The organism is Apibacter sp. B2912, from assembly GCF_009827835.1.
Lineage (GTDB): Bacteria > Bacteroidota > Bacteroidia > Flavobacteriales > Weeksellaceae > Apibacter.
On the sequence record NZ_WINV01000004.1, the window covers coordinates 134482 to 149308 of the forward strand.

Annotated in this window: 13 protein-coding genes; 7 read left to right on the forward strand and 6 right to left on the reverse strand. The window is 29.5% G+C overall.

Features of this window, described 5'->3' with window-relative positions:
• Positions 1–154 precede the first annotated feature (154 nt).
• Entirely contained in the window at positions 155–1459 is a 1305-nt protein-coding gene (locus GFV01_RS08115) for a nucleotide sugar dehydrogenase (RefSeq protein WP_160566327.1), read from the reverse strand.
• An 11-nt stretch (positions 1460–1470) separates the two neighbouring features.
• Positions 1471–2523 carry an NAD-dependent epimerase gene (locus tag GFV01_RS08120; RefSeq protein ID WP_160566331.1) on the reverse strand — a complete coding sequence of 351 codons (1053 nt, stop codon included), beginning with the start codon at positions 2521–2523 and terminating at the stop codon, positions 1471–1473.
• Positions 2524–3472: 949 nt separating this feature from the next.
• Between GFV01_RS08120 and GFV01_RS08125 the strand changes: the two genes are divergently transcribed.
• From GFV01_RS08125 to GFV01_RS08135, 3 genes are all read left to right on the forward strand, one after another.
• Positions 3473–4711: an LTA synthase family protein gene (locus tag GFV01_RS08125; RefSeq protein ID WP_160566334.1), complete on the forward strand. Its 1239-nt coding sequence runs from the start codon at positions 3473–3475 to the stop codon at positions 4709–4711.
• A 238-nt stretch (positions 4712–4949) separates the two neighbouring features.
• Positions 4950–5522 (forward strand): 5'-nucleotidase, encoded by a 573-nt coding sequence (locus GFV01_RS08130; protein WP_160566337.1) that lies wholly within the window; start codon positions 4950–4952, stop codon positions 5520–5522.
• A gap of 11 nt (positions 5523–5533) precedes the next feature.
• On the forward strand, positions 5534–6466 hold the full coding sequence (locus GFV01_RS08135) for a metallophosphoesterase (RefSeq protein ID WP_160566340.1): 933 nt from the start codon (positions 5534–5536) through the stop codon (positions 6464–6466).
• On the opposite strand, the gene GFV01_RS08140 is transcribed toward GFV01_RS08135, so the two are convergent.
• Complete coding sequence (locus GFV01_RS08140; RefSeq protein ID WP_160566343.1) at positions 6454–7113, reverse strand: YggS family pyridoxal phosphate-dependent enzyme; 660 nt, start codon at positions 7111–7113, stop codon at positions 6454–6456. The two genes, GFV01_RS08135 and GFV01_RS08140, sit on opposite strands and share 13 nt — an antisense overlap.
• Before the next feature lie 150 nt (positions 7114–7263).
• Positions 7264–9732, reverse strand: coding sequence for a glycoside hydrolase family 3 protein (locus GFV01_RS08145; protein WP_255448967.1), 2469 nt, complete (start codon positions 9730–9732; stop codon positions 7264–7266).
• Between the two features lie 279 nt (positions 9733–10011).
• Between GFV01_RS08145 and GFV01_RS08150 the strand changes: the two genes are divergently transcribed.
• Positions 10012–10311 carry a DUF3817 domain-containing protein gene (locus GFV01_RS08150; RefSeq protein ID WP_160542867.1) on the forward strand — a complete coding sequence of 100 codons (300 nt, stop codon included), beginning with the start codon at positions 10012–10014 and terminating at the stop codon, positions 10309–10311.
• A 160-nt stretch (positions 10312–10471) separates the two neighbouring features.
• Here the strand turns inward: GFV01_RS08150 and GFV01_RS08155 are convergent, their stop codons facing one another.
• Both GFV01_RS08155 and nadE read right to left on the reverse strand, forming a co-directional pair.
• A complete protein-coding gene (locus tag GFV01_RS08155) occupies positions 10472–11215 on the reverse strand; it encodes a YebC/PmpR family DNA-binding transcriptional regulator (protein ID WP_160566349.1) in 744 nt (247 codons plus the stop codon).
• 158 nt (positions 11216–11373) lie between these two features.
• Positions 11374–12162 (reverse strand): NAD(+) synthase, encoded by a 789-nt coding sequence (gene nadE / locus GFV01_RS08160; RefSeq protein WP_160566352.1) that lies wholly within the window; start codon positions 12160–12162, stop codon positions 11374–11376.
• A gap of 54 nt (positions 12163–12216) precedes the next feature.
• Here nadE and GFV01_RS08165 point away from each other — a divergent pair, with 54 nt between their 5' ends.
• The 3 genes from GFV01_RS08165 (at position 12217) to hemB (ending at position 14684) form a co-directional block, all read left to right on the forward strand.
• Positions 12217–13233 carry a gliding motility protein GldB gene (locus tag GFV01_RS08165; protein WP_160566355.1) on the forward strand — a complete coding sequence of 339 codons (1017 nt, stop codon included), beginning with the start codon at positions 12217–12219 and terminating at the stop codon, positions 13231–13233.
• 42 nt (positions 13234–13275) lie between these two features.
• Complete coding sequence (gene gldC / locus GFV01_RS08170) at positions 13276–13602, forward strand: gliding motility protein GldC (protein ID WP_160542863.1); 327 nt, start codon at positions 13276–13278, stop codon at positions 13600–13602.
• Between the two features lie 104 nt (positions 13603–13706).
• Positions 13707–14684 carry a porphobilinogen synthase gene (gene hemB, locus GFV01_RS08175; RefSeq protein WP_160566357.1) on the forward strand — a complete coding sequence of 326 codons (978 nt, stop codon included), beginning with the start codon at positions 13707–13709 and terminating at the stop codon, positions 14682–14684.
• Positions 14685–14827 lie beyond the last annotated feature (143 nt).

The following is a 14827-nucleotide window of genomic DNA, read 5'->3' on the forward strand; positions in this document are numbered from 1 at the left end:
ACAGTAATTAAAGGATTTTTCATAGTAAAAATTTTTAAAAGACGATTACCAACCATATCTTTATCAAAGAATGATTTACAATCATAAAGGATAAATTTTTTAAATATATACTGGGACAGAAAAGTAATTAAAGGATTTTTCATAGTACAAATTTTTAAAGACGTTTATCAACCATTTCTTTGTCAAAGAATGATTTACAATCATAAATGAAGGAATTTTTTTTCAAATATTTTTTTAAATTAAATTTTTTAAAAATATTATGAGAAACAGCTAAAATAATTCCATCATATACTTGATCTGGTATGGTGTTTATGTTTTTTAACCCAAATTCTTTTTCAACGTTCTCCGAAATAGCAATTGGATCATAAACCCAAACGGAAATACCGTATTCATTAAGTTGATAAACAATATCTATAATTTTACTATTCCTAATATCGTTACAATTTTCTTTAAAAGTTATTCCTAAAATTAATACTTTAGAATTGTTTATTGTAATATTCTTTTTAGCCATTAACTTAATAACTTCAGAAGCAATATAATGAGGCATGGAATCATTTAATTTTCTCCCTGCAAGTATAATTTCTGGATGATAACCTATTTTCAGAGCCTTTTGGGCTAAATAGTAAGAATCTACTCCTATGCAATGGCCTCCGACTAGCCCTGGTTTAAATGGTATAAAATTCCATTTAGTTCCGGCTGCTTCTAAAACTTCTGTAGTATCTATTTCTAATAAATTAAATATTTTTGCCAGCTCATTAACAAAAGCGATATTTATATCTCGTTGAGCATTTTCAATTATCTTAGCAGACTCTGCCACTATAATACTACTTGTTTTATACGTGTCAGCGGTAATAATTGATGCATACAAGTTATTTACTATGTCAGCAATATATGGAGTTGAACCAGATGTAATTTTTTTTATTTTAGATAAAGTATTAATTTTATCTCCAGGATTAATTCTTTCCGGAGAATATCCTGCGAAAAAATCTAAATTATATTTTAATCCAGATATTTTTTCAATAATAGGAATACATTCTTCTTCGGTACATCCTGGATAAAATGTAGATTCATAGATAACTATATTTCCTTTTTCAATTACCTTACCTATAGTTATATTTGCTGAATTTAAAAAGCTCAAATCTGGCTTGTTAGATGAATCGACTGGCGTAGGTACTGTAACGATATATATGTTGGAATCACTTATGTCTTGTAAATTGGTTGTAGGATAAAAACCGATATTATTTTTAAAGCTGTTTGTAGAATTTACTAATACTTTTGATATTTCTTCTGATGCTATTTCTAATGTTATATCCTCAAAATTCATTAATTGAGAAATTCTTTCAGATGATATATCATAACCTATAACCTTATATTTTTTAGCAAATTCAATAGCCAAAGGTAGCCCAACATATCCAAGACCGATTATACATATCTTAATATCTTTAAAGTAAGACAGCATGATTTTTTCAATTATATAGAATAATAATTTCTATACCATGTAATAAAATTTTTAATTCCATCATTGACGGAAACCTCAGGTTTATAATCTAATGTTTCAATTAGGTCAGTAACATCAGCATATGTAGATGGAACATCACCGGGTTGTATAGGGAGTAGATTTATGATAGCTTTTTTATTTAATTTATCTTCAATAGTTTTAACAAAAGTCATGAGTTCTACAGGCTTACTATTACCTATATTATAGATTTTATATGGAGCTTGAGAAGAAGATGGATCAGGATCCATAGTGTTCCAATTTTTATTTTCTTTAGGCGGATTGTCATTTACTTTTACGATACCTTGAATAATATCAGATATATAAGTAAAGTCCCGCTTCATGTTACCATAATTATAAATATTAATTGGTTTATTTTCTAAAATGGCCTTGGTAAAAATAAAAAACGCCATATCAGGTCTCCCCCAAGGACCATATACAGTAAAAAAACGTAATCCAGTTGTAGGAATACCAAATAGATGGCTATAGGTATGGGCCATTAACTCATTACTTTTCTTACTAGCAGCATATAAACTTACAGGATGATCAACATTATCTTTAGTAGAAAAAGGTTGTTTGGAATTTAATCCATATACACTTGAACTACTGGCGAAAGTCAAATGTTTTACGGGATAATTTCGACAGCATTCTAAAATATTAATAAAACCAACTATATTAGAATCAATATAAGCATTTGGATTTATTAATGAATACCTAACTCCTGCTTGAGCTGCTAAATTAATAACATAATCAAATTTTTTTTCAGCAAATAAATGTTCTAATTTAATTTTGTCTTCTAAATTGAGTTTTATAAAAGAAAGATTGGGATGTTTAGCGCTTACAATGATTTCATTATATTCAAATTCCGAATTGTTAAAACCTAATTCAACAAGTCTTCCATATTTTAAATTAACATCATAATAATCATTAATACTATCAATTCCAATTATCTCATCTCCTCTTGTGGCTAAATACTCAGCTAAATGGTACCCAATAAACCCTGCTATTCCAGTTATAAGGATTTTCATCTACTTAAGATAATTATAATCTTTACAAATATAAATAATATTGATTTAATTAAAATTAATTAAAAATTGTATGTTGAAATGAATATTCTCTATAAAGTGATTTATTCTATGATAAACATAGTAAATATTAAAAGTTCCTTATATTATGTAGTGTAATATAGTAAATTATATTATAGACAAAAAAATGTTTTAAAAATTTTTTAAATAAAAAATCTTACATAATGTATTTTGTATATTTTAAATACATAAATACAAAATTATTTATACCAATGTTTTAGTTGGTTCAAAAATTTAACTATATTTGGTGAGAAGATAAAATTTTTTGAAATTATATTTAAAATATGATACAAATAATATTGTTCATTTTACCTGCTTTTATATCTGCATCCTTTCTTGAATATTTATTAAATAAATCAACTAATTTTTATATATACATTAAAAGAGCTATTATTTTTATTAACGTAATAAATTTTATGGTTATTGGAAGCTTTTATTTTTTAACCAATATAGATTTGTCTTTAGAAGATAAAAGTTTGTATACAATAGGTTTTTGTATAAAATATTTATTATTAGCATTAATATTTGCTTTATTAAATTCAATTGTAGCTTACGTAATAATTAAAAAAGTTAAGACAATTTTAGTTTTTAGAGGAAAATAATGTTTCAAACATTTAAAAAGCTAGTACAAATATTTTCATATATCACTATATTTATTTCTATACTTATATTTTGTACAGCAAATTGGATTATTAATAATTTTAATGGGGTTGTTTTTGAACAACTATGGTTTCATATAAATGTCCGTGATTATAATCCCAATCATGAATATATATTAAAATTAATTACAAAGTCTTTAATTTTTTCATCAATTGTAGTTATATTATTAATAATTCTATCTACAAATTTTTATAAACCTAATAAATTATTTTTATATATAAGAATTTTTAAATTGAAAAATAAGTTTCAATTATATCCTATTGTTTTTTTAAAAAACTATAGGAATATATCTATTTTTTCTTTTATAACACTAACGATATCTATATGGTTTTTTGCTACACATATAAAGGTAAATAACATTTATAATTATTTTTTTAAAGAAACAGATTTTTATAATGAAGAATACATTAATCCTAAAAATGTAGATATTAAAATTCCTAAAAATTCCAATAATTTAATCCTTATTTATTTAGAATCAATCGAATCAACAATGCAATCAAAAAAAGAAGGCGGTTGTTTTGATACAAATTTAATACCCGAATTAACCAAGTTGGCTAACGAAAACTTAAATTTTAGTGCAATAGAAAACGTTGGGGGAGGTATTCAAGTTAGTTTTACTGGATGGACTATAGCCGCTATGGTTTCATCAAATTCAGGTCTCCCTTTAAAAATTCCATTGAAGGGCAATGATATATCTACATATGAATCTTTTTTGCCAGGAGTAATTACCTTAGGAGATATACTTGAAAAGAATGGATATACTCAATTATTAATTCAAGGATCAGATTCGAATTATTCAGGCATGAAAAAATTTTTTCAATTTCATGGAAATTTTAAAATAGTAGACTATATCTATTTTAAAGAAAAACAAATGATTCCGAAAGATTATTTTGTATGGTGGGGAATAGAAGATTCAAAATTATTTGAGTTCTCAAAACATGAAATAAATCGATTATCTCAGAAAAAAAAGCCATTTAGTGTTATTATTAACACCCTAAACACCCATTTTTCAAATGGGTATTTAGAGTCAGAAGCTAAGATTTTATATAAAGAACAATATGCCAATGTAATATCTTATTCAAGCAAACAAATATATGATTTTATAAAGTGGATTCAAGCACAGCCCTTTTATGAAAATACCACTATAGTCTTGTTAGGAGACCACTTGTCTATGGATGAAAAATTTTTTAATAAAATTAAATGTCCAAGATATCCCTATAATTGTATTATTAATTCGAGAAAAAAACCTATTCAATCTAAGAATAGAAAATTTACAACCTATGATTGGTTTCCAACAATTATTGAAAGTATAGGAGGAGAAATAAAAGCTAAAGGTCTAGGGTTTGGAAGATCACTTTATAATGATCAGAAAACTCTAATAGAAATAATGGGGAAAGATAGCTTAGAAGCAGAATTAAATAAAAATTCAAATTTATATGAATCCTTTTGGTCTAAAAATAATTTCTATTAAAAAATTGTGCATCTAATGGATTTTATATAATTTTAAATCAATAGATTATAATATTATGAAATTAATTTGTAAGGTGATTTTTTTAAATTTCCTTTTGTTGTTATTGATACATTGTAAAACAAATAAGGTAAAAGAGGTATACCAAATACATCTTAATAAAAAAATTACTGATTCAATTAAATCAGATTCACAAATTATAAATTTCATTTATCCATATAAAAAACAATTAGATTCAATAATGAATCAACCCATTAGTTATGCCAATGTAGACTTCACCAAAGCAGGATACTCCAGCAACGAAGGTAATCTATTAGCAGACTTAGTATTGGAATATGCTAAAAAATATACTAAAACAAACAATAAACCTGAACCCGATTTTTGTTTGTTAAACAGCGGAGGAATCAGAACTATAATCCCTAGAGGAGTTGTTACTGTTGAAAACATATTTGAAGTATCGCCCTTTGAAAATGAGATGGTCCTTTTACAATTGGAGGGATCTCGAATGAAAGAAATGTTTGATTATTTAAGAATTGAAAAAAAAGGGCATCCGTTGGCAGGAATAAAATTAGTATATAAGAAAGATAAATTAATTTCTGCACAAATTGAAGGTAAAAATTTTGATCCAACAAAAAAATATTGGGTTGTTACCATAGATTATCTAATGAATGGCGGAGATAGAATGAATTTTTTCATGAAATCGGATGCCCAAGAAATCACTCATTTAAAATTACGAGATATTCTATTAGAACAGGTAAAAAATTACAAAGTATTGCCGGACATTAAAGATCAAAGATTAGTCTTTGAAGATTAAAAAAAATTCAAATGAAAAGAAGAGATTTTATCAAAACAGCTGCTTTAGCAGGAGGAGCTTTAAGTTTTCCCTCCCTATCATTTGCTTCCCAAATATTACATTCAGACAAAAAAATAACCATAGTACATACCAATGATCAACATAGTAGAATAGACCCTTTTCCGGCGACTTATACCAAAAATCCCAATCAAGGAGGTTTTGCCAGAAGAGCAACTTTAATAGATGCTATACGAAAACAAGAATCACAGGTATTATTATTAGATTCGGGTGATGTTTTTCAAGGAACTCCTTATTTCAATTTTTTCGGAGGTGAACTGGAGTTTAAATTAATGTCAACCATGGGATATGAAGCTTCAACTATGGGAAATCATGAATTTGATAATGGATTGGAGGGATTTAAAAAACAACTGCCACATGCTAAATTTGATTTTCTTTGTTCCAACTATGATTTTAGCAATACGCTGTTGGAAGGATTAACCAAAGATTATAAAATCATAAAAAAGGGAGGCATTAAAATAGGATTATTTGGGTTAGGCGTTGAATTAGCCGGATTGGTAGAAAAAAAGAATTATTTAGAAACTAAATATCTGGATCCTATAGAAATTGCACAAGATCGAGCAAGAATGTTAAAAAAAGAAAAAAAGTGCGATCTAGTAATTTGCCTTTCCCATATAGGATATAAATATCCTAATTTTCCCGATAAAATTTGCGATGTGAAATTGTGTCAGCAAACATCGAATATAGATTTAATACTCGGAGGCCATACACATACCTTTTTTAAAGAACCGGAAAAATTTCTAAACAAAGAAGGCAAAGTAGTATTGCTCAATCAAGTGGGATGGGCCGGTTTATTATTAGGCAGAATTGATTTTCTCTTTACCCAAGACAATACGTTAAAAGAAATAGCTTATCAAACAATTCCCGTAAAAAATTACACCGTATAATTTCGCTTTCCAAATAATTTAGATCCAATTCTAACCATATTACTTCCGCACTTTATGGCAATTAGATAATCATCAGACATGCCCATGGATAAAATCGATAGATTAAATTCATTTTGATGGGTTATATAAAAATCGTGAAGAGAAGAAAATTCTTTTTCAATTTGAGAAGTATTATCAGTAAATGAAGCCATACCCATAAGACCAAGAATAGTAACATGTGGAAACATTCCATCCTTTTTAAGCTTAAGTATTTCAAGAGCCGAATCGAAAGTTAATCCATATTTAGAATCTTCTTGAGCTATTTTTATTTGTAATAAAACAGAAATCGGGCGATTATTTTTTACCGCCTCTTTTTCAATAGTATCAAGCAATTCCAAACGATCAACAGAATGTATCAAATAAACAAAAGGAGCAATATATTTTACTTTATTCTTTTGTAAATGCCCAATTTGATGCCAGCGAATATTTTTAGGCAATTGATTATATTTTTCAACTAATTCTTGAACTTTATTCTCACCGAAATCGATCTGTCCACATTGATACATTTCTTCAATTTCCTTTGCAGGATGAGTTTTTGAAACGGCTATTAATTGAACATTAGAGGGTAGAGTTTCTAAAGTTGTTTGTAATGAATCTGCTATAGACATGGATTGAAAATATATTTTTACGAAGGTTAAAAGTACTAATAAATTTTTTGATAAAATAATGGTAGAAACATAGTATATAAAAAAGAGCGGAAAATATTTTATTTTCCGCTCTGTTAAATTAATATGACTTTAAAAATGATGGATTATGATTTATCTATTAGATTTTAAATCTTGAAAATTAAGATCATTATTTAACACATTGTTTACTTTTTCAACAATTAACTTATTTGGTAATGAAAAATTAGATACTTGCTTAGTGTTAGTAAGAGATGAGTTAAACTCAATTTTATAGATTCCAGCATCGGCAATCCATGCGGAAGCCAAAGGATTAAAAGAAGCTAAGTCTTTGGGTTGAAGTTCGAAAAATACCACTTGAGTTTCTCCCGGTTTCAATACTCTGGTCTTAACAAATCCCTTTAATTCTTTTGATGGTTTATCTATATTCCCTTTAGGAGTTGAAAGATACAATTGAACAACTTCTTTACCTGCAACACTTCCTGTATTTTTAACTTTAAGAGAGATCAAAAGTTTTTGATTAAATTCAGCGGAACTCAATACAGGTTCAGAATAGTCGAACTTTGTATAAGAAAGGCCGTACCCAAATTCATAAGATGGAATAACATTAAATGTGTTAAAATATCTGTATCCCACATAAATGCCTTCCTTATAAGATACGTCAGTTGGTTTTTCTGCCGGAACTCCGTCAAAATTAGAAGAAGAAGAAACATCTGTATATTTAACAGGTAGGGTTTGAGTTAATTTTCCGGATGGATTCACAGCTCCTGAAAGTACATCGGTTATAGCATAACCACCTTCCTGACCGGGAAGACTTGCCCAAACTATAGCATCTACTTTATCTTTCCAACTGGAAGTTTCAATAGCGCTTCCTGAATTTATAATCACAACCACTTTTTTATTTTGTTGATGAAATGCTTTTGATACTTCAGAAATTAAATTTTGTTCTTTTTCGGAAAGATCAAAATCATCAGGAATTTTTCTGTCTCCGGATTCACCCGCTTCTCTTCCAATAGTAATGATTGCAATATCATTTTCTTTAGCACTGTTTTGGATCGCTTTTTCCTTAATGGTCGGCTGAGTTAAAGTTGGTAAGATAGCGAGTAATTTTTTCTTTAATTCCTCAGTTTTAGCTAATTCCTCCTTAACAAATTGAGAATAGGTTTGATTTAAATTTTTATCAATCACATAACCGTTATCTTCCAATCCTTTAGGTAAAGAAATTACATATGCTTTATTTACATTTCCACTTCCTGTTCCTCCTGCTATAATATTATATGAACCACTTCCAAATAAGGCTATTTTACTTCCTTTATTTAAAGGTAAAGCCCCTTGCTCATTTTTTAATAAAACCATACCTTCTGAAGCTGCTTTTCTGCTTAAAAGTGCATGGGATTTCAAATCCGGATTATTAGTTGGTACATAACCGGCTACCCGTGGAGATTTATAGATCATTTCCAATACATTTCTCAAGCAATTATTTACATCTTCTATAGAAAGACGTTTAGTTTCAATGTATTTTTTAAGGGTTTCAAATTGTACTTGTGTACCCGGCATTAACAAATCATTTCCTGCATGTAATTGCTTTGCAAATATGTTTTCATCATAAGAATCTTTACTTATTCCATCATGGCTGGTATCACTTATAGCTGATACATTGGCATATCCGCCAAACCAGTCTGTAATTACTGCTCCTTTGAAGCCCCATTCGTGACGTAAAATGGTAGTTAATAAGTCATAACTTGCCGAAGTGTAAGTCCCGTTAATTTTATTGTAAGAAGACATAATGGTTGCCGGATTAGATTCTTTAACAGCAATTTCAAATCCGCGTAGGTAAATTTCTCGTAACGCTCTTTGAGATAGATGAACATCTAAGTCCATTCGATTGTTTTCACTATTGTTTGCGGCAAAATGTTTTAAAGAAACACCCACACCGTTTTTTTGAATTCCTTGTGTGATCGCTGAAGCGAATTTACCGGCTATTAAAGGATCTTCTGAGAAATACTCGAAATTACGCCCACACAAAGGGTTGCGAATGATGTTTAATGCCGGAGCCAATTGAATATCCGAGCCATATTTTAAGGCTTCATCTCCAATAGCATTTCCAACTTCTTTTGCTAATTCTGTATCCCAAGTGGTCGAAATAAGGGCCCCTACAGGAAAACCTGTGGCATAATAAGTTCTTGTTTCTCCTTTTCTTTTATAAGAAATGCGGACACCTGCAGGACCATCGGTAAATATTACTGCAGGAACGCCCCATTTGTCAATGGGTGTAGTTGAACCTGCTGACCCGGGAATAAGATAGCTTGGTATTGTGACTCCTTTAGGGTCTATAGCTTCAAACCCTTTCAACATTTCAAATCCAACCATTCCCGTACCCAAGAGTAAATGTATTTTATCATCAACAGATAAACGAGAAATTAAATCATTAATTCTTTCATAATCCGACAGTCGAGTATCTTCATAAGGTTGTAGTTTTCCATCTTTGTTCCAATCAGAAAATCTTTGATTATTTACAACGATTTGAGGATAGGTTTGCGCCTTACTGAGGTTAAATGCGCAAAAACCGGCTAATGCATATAATACAAATCTTTTTTTCATCATATTATTTTTTTTTCTCATAAGGTACAAATTATTTATTATATATTAACATAGACATGATATAAATTAGGTGTTAAGTGCCTTGCTATTGCTATATAATATTTAATAATTGATATACAATAAGACATATATTCTGATTTTATATAATAAAAAAAGATGAAATTGAACTAAAGATGTATTCACATACAGTAGTATCTAAATAAAAAGATAATACGAACCATTTATGTAAATGCAAAAATTATCTTGATAAATGATTATTTTTGTACGAGTAAAGGTAAGCAAATGAATAAAAAAAAGGTAGAAAAATATTTTAATTTAGCTTGTTATGCAGAATGCATAAGTTGTTTCTTACTTTTTTTAGTAGCCATGCCCTTAAAATATTTTTTTCATTATACCTTATTTATGATTCCGACGGGTATGATACACGGTTTATTTTTTACCGCATATATTATATTGGCGATTTTAGTTAGAAAGCATTATAAATGGGATGATGAAGATTTTGTATTTGTATTAATGTCAGCCTTTTTCCCGTTCGCAACGCTATGGGTCGAAAAAAAATTAGCTAAGATCAATCGAACATAAATTAACCAATTTTAGATTTCCGGTTGTAAAAATCAACTAATAATTTAAAATTGTTTAAGTTATTGCTTAATGATTTAACAGGAATACGATAGATATAAAAAAAATAAAAAGCTTCTTATAAGCATAAGAAACTTTCTATTTTTTATATATGTGAAAAATTCTAATTTACAGCGTTTTGCAATTCTTCAGTAATTTCCATATTATGAAATACTTGTTGAACATCATCATCGTCTTCAAATTTTTCAAGCATTTTCAAAATAGTTTGTGCCTGTTCTAACGGAAGAGCTTTTGTATTGTTAGGCAACCTTTGTAATTCTGCACTCTTAGGCTCTATACCCAATTCTTCAAATTTATGGTTTATAGAACCAAAATCTTCAAAAGAAGAGGTTATAATCACTTCATTTTCATCTTCTTCAATTTCTTCGGCTCCTGCGTCAATCATTTCCAATTCAAAACTGTCCCAATCCATAGTAAGATTTGACTTATCTAAAGTAAAAATCCCCTTTCGATCAAAAATAAATGTAAGTTCTCCATTTTTGCCCAGATTTCCTTCAAATTTGTTAAATATAGCACGAACATTGGCTACAGTTCGGGTAGGATTATTAGTAGTACATTCTAAAAAAATGGCAATTCCTCCCGGTCCATATCCTTCATAGGTTATTTCATCGTATTGTTCTGCATCTGCCCCTGAAGCCTTTTTAATCGCTCTTTCTACATTGTCTTTAGGCATATTTACACCTTTCGCATTAAGTAAACAACGACGAAGTGCAGGGTTAGATTCAGGGTTATGGCCACCGGCTTTTACAGCAATTGCAATTTCTTTACCAATACGGCTGAACTGTTTTGCCATTTTGTCCCATCTGGCTAATTTTGAAGCTTTTCTATATTCAAATGCGCGTCCCATAATCAAGTTTAATTTCTAAAACAAAAATAATAATTGAATGAGTTATAGAAAAATAAATTATTAATTTTTAAATCTTTTTTACAAATAATATATAGATAAACTAAGAACAATTAATATATTATAATAACCATGTAGTTAAACAGTATCCTTAACAAAGGTTAATCAAGTAATTCTTTAGGAATTTTACAAACCGGAATAGGATTAATTTTATGTTGAGCAAGTCTGTTTAATCGATCATAAATTTCGAAAACTTCACGTTCTCTTCCTGTAAAATCAGAAGCCTTATGATTTTCATGAACATTCATTGCCCATTCCAGTTCCGGATAGGAAGCTCCAATTTGGTCTTCATCAGATCGGTCATCGGACCAAAGACCATCGGTAGGTTTCGCTTTCTGAATAGATTCGGAAACATGTAATTCTTTGGCTATTTCAAAAACCTGACTTTTTAAGAGGTCGGCAATAGGGCTGATATCAACTCCTCCATCTCCATATTTAGTAAAAAAGCCGATACCAAAATCCTCTATTTTATTACCTGTTCCACAAACCAAGAAATTGTTGAGTCCTGCATAATAATATAAGGCAGTCATACGAAGACGAGACCGAGTATTGGCTAAAGATAAATTGTTTTTTTCATGAGATTCATCCGCTTCTAAATCAGATTTTAAAGCCTCAAAAGTGTTGGTTAAATTTATAGTTTTTCCGGTAACATTTGTATAGTGTTCAGTAAGATATTTTATATGTTCTCTGGCTCGAGTAACTTGGTCTTCTGGTTGATGAATAGGCATCTCTAAAACTAAAACGGGTTTACCTGTTTCAGCAGCTAATGTAGAAACTACAGCGGAATCTATTCCTCCGGATACTCCTACAACAAATCCTTTTGCTCTACTATTTTTGAGATAATCGTTTAACCAATTAACAATATAGGAAATTACTCTGGTTGTTTTCATAATATTGTATCTTTGCGCGTAATATTATATATTTAAAAATCAAGTGTAAAGATAATGAAGATTATTAAATATCTTACAGTATTGTTATTAGTAATAAGCTGCACTCATAAAAACAATAAAGAAGATTTGAATAAGAGGTGGAAAGTAGAGGTTAGCGAGATACAAGAACCTATTGAAATTCATGATATAGCAAAAGATTTTTACAATTTAGATATTTCAATACCGAATTTCAGAAAAAAATATCCTTTTTATTTGAGTCAGAATACCCCGGATTCCCGATTTGAAAAAGATCGAAGGGATAGTACAGAACTCAATATTTATTCTGAAATAAAGAAAAAAGTTTCTAACGATAGAATTAAAGCTGAATTAGAGAATCTTTTTCAGCATATCAAGTATTATTATCCGGAATTTAAATCTCCCGCAGTATATTTATATTCATCATTTACCTCAGATTATTTGAATCCGATTACATATATTCCACAAAATAATTATTTACTTATTGCTACAGATTGCTTTTTAGGTTTTGATAATAAATACTATAATATGATGAATATAGATAAATATATCCAGAGAACAATGAGCATGGAATATTTTTCATCAAAAACGGCAAAAGAAATAATTAAAGGAATGGCAATAGTTCCGCGAGAGACGAACAGCCAATCTTTTGTTTCACAAATGATTTATCAAGGCAAAATTTTAGTTTTGGAAGATGCCTTTTTGCCGGAAGTAAAAGATTGTTATAAAATAGGATATACCCAAGACCAGATAAATTGGGCGAAAACTAACGAATATGAAATATGGAATTTCTTTATTGAAAGTAATTATGTGTTTAGTGACGATATTTCTTTATCTGATCGGTTTTTATCGTTAGCGCCTTTTTCTAAATTTTATACGGAGGTAGACTCTCAAAGTCCGGGGAGAATAGGTTGTTGGACCGGATGGCAAATTTGTAGAAAATACTTACTTGAAAATCCTCAAATAAGCCTTCAAGACTTTATTAAAAATCCTAACCATGAGCAAATATTTGCCAAGTCCAAATATAAGCCCCATCCTGAGGTAGAGACACACTAATATTTAAAGATATAAAACAACGTAATATTTTAATAGGAGCTAATGAAAGAAACTGAAATAAATTTTAATGTACAATTGGATGAAAACCATATACCCGAAAAAATTGTATGGGCAGCCCCGGACGGAGGAGTAATTGGAGCAGAAAGTAAAGCCATTTTATTATCCGTTTGGGATGATAAAGTTAAAGAAGCTTTAAGGATTGATTTATGGACCAAAGAAATGCCTGTTGATGATATGAAGCGGTTCTTTCATCAAGTATTGCATTCTTTAGGAGATTCTTATCAGAGAGCCACAGATGAGGAAGAAATAGCAGAAGAAATAAGAAAATTTGCAGAATATTTTGCAGATAGGAGTGGTATAAAAATGTAATATTATTTTTAAACTGAATAAGATTTTATTTATCTTATGGGTTTTTACCAAATTCTTTTAAATTATACCTTTTAAGGTCAACTATTAACACGAAATAACAAAAAATGATACTATATAATAGAAATAGAAGATTAAGATCAACTCAAGCCGTAAGAGATTTAGTAAGAGAAACGATTTTAACTACCGATGATTTTATCATGCCGATATTTATTGCAGAAGGAGAAAATATAAAAGAAGAAATTTCTTCTATGCCGGGAATATATCGACAATCATTGGATTTAACAATTAAAGAGGTTAAAGAATTATGGTCTTTAGGAGTTAAAGCGGTGAATATTTATGTAAAAATCAATGAAAATTTAAAAGATAATACAGGCAAAGAAGCATGGAATAAAAACGGCTTAATGCAAAAATCAATCAAAGCTATTAAAGATGCTGTACCCGAAATGGTAATTATGCCGGACGTCGCTCTTGATCCTTATTCAATTTACGGACATGACGGAATTGTTGAAAACGGTAAAATTGTAAATGATGCAACCGTGGATGCTTTGGTAAAAATGAGTTTAAGCCATGCAGAAGCAGGAGCAGATTTTATTGCGCCAAGCGATATGATGGATGGAAGAGTTGCTGCAATTAGAGAAGCATTAGAAGAAAATGGATTTAATGAAGTAGGTATTATGAGTTATGCAGCCAAATATGCCAGTTCGTATTACGGTCCTTTTAGAGATGCTCTGGACAGTGCTCCCGGTTTTGGAGATAAAAAAACCTACCAAATGGATTACGGTAACAGTAAAGAAGCCATCAATGAAGCATTGAAAGATATTGAAGAAGGCGCAGATATTGTTATGGTAAAGCCGGGCCTTCCTTATTTAGATATAGTCTCTAAATTAAATGAAATAGTAGATGTGCCTATTTCGGTATTTCAGGTTAGTGGTGAATATGCCATGATTAAAGCGGCTGCAAAAAATGGATGGTTAGATAATGATAAAATTATTATTGAAAGCTTAACATGTATAAAAAGAGCAGGCGCCAGTCTTATTTCTACCTATTTTGCCAAAGAAGCTGCTAAACTATTGAATCGATAAATTGTAAGTAATAAATATTATATAAGAAGCCTCTTTTATTTCAATAAGAGAGGTTTTTTTATTTAAATTACTAAAATAAGTAGCTCTAAAATTGTTTGAAAATAGTATCACTAAAAACAAAAAAGCATACTTAATTATAAGTA

Coding starts and splice junctions, on each gene's coding strand:
- GFV01_RS08115 (WP_160566327.1), bottom strand. CDS start 1,459: ATGCTGTCTTACTTTAAAGATATTAAGATATGTATAATCGGTCTTGGA.
- GFV01_RS08120 (WP_160566331.1), bottom strand. CDS start 2,523: ATGAAAATCCTTATAACTGGAATAGCAGGGTTTATTGGGTACCATTTA.
- GFV01_RS08130 (WP_160566337.1), top strand. CDS start 4,950: ATGAATCAACCCATTAGTTATGCCAATGTAGACTTCACCAAAGCAGGA.
- GFV01_RS08135 (WP_160566340.1), top strand. CDS start 5,534: ATGAAAAGAAGAGATTTTATCAAAACAGCTGCTTTAGCAGGAGGAGCT.
- GFV01_RS08140 (WP_160566343.1), bottom strand. CDS start 7,113: ATGTCTATAGCAGATTCATTACAAACAACTTTAGAAACTCTACCCTCT.
- GFV01_RS08145 (WP_255448967.1), bottom strand. CDS start 9,732: ATGATGAAAAAAAGATTTGTATTATATGCATTAGCCGGTTTTTGCGCA.
- GFV01_RS08150 (WP_160542867.1), top strand. CDS start 10,012: ATGAATAAAAAAAAGGTAGAAAAATATTTTAATTTAGCTTGTTATGCA.
- GFV01_RS08155 (WP_160566349.1), bottom strand. CDS start 11,215: ATGGGACGCGCATTTGAATATAGAAAAGCTTCAAAATTAGCCAGATGG.
- nadE (WP_160566352.1), bottom strand. CDS start 12,162: ATGAAAACAACCAGAGTAATTTCCTATATTGTTAATTGGTTAAACGAT.
- GFV01_RS08165 (WP_160566355.1), top strand. CDS start 12,217: ATGAAGATTATTAAATATCTTACAGTATTGTTATTAGTAATAAGCTGC.
- gldC (WP_160542863.1), top strand. CDS start 13,276: ATGAAAGAAACTGAAATAAATTTTAATGTACAATTGGATGAAAACCAT.
- hemB (WP_160566357.1), top strand. CDS start 13,707: ATGATACTATATAATAGAAATAGAAGATTAAGATCAACTCAAGCCGTA.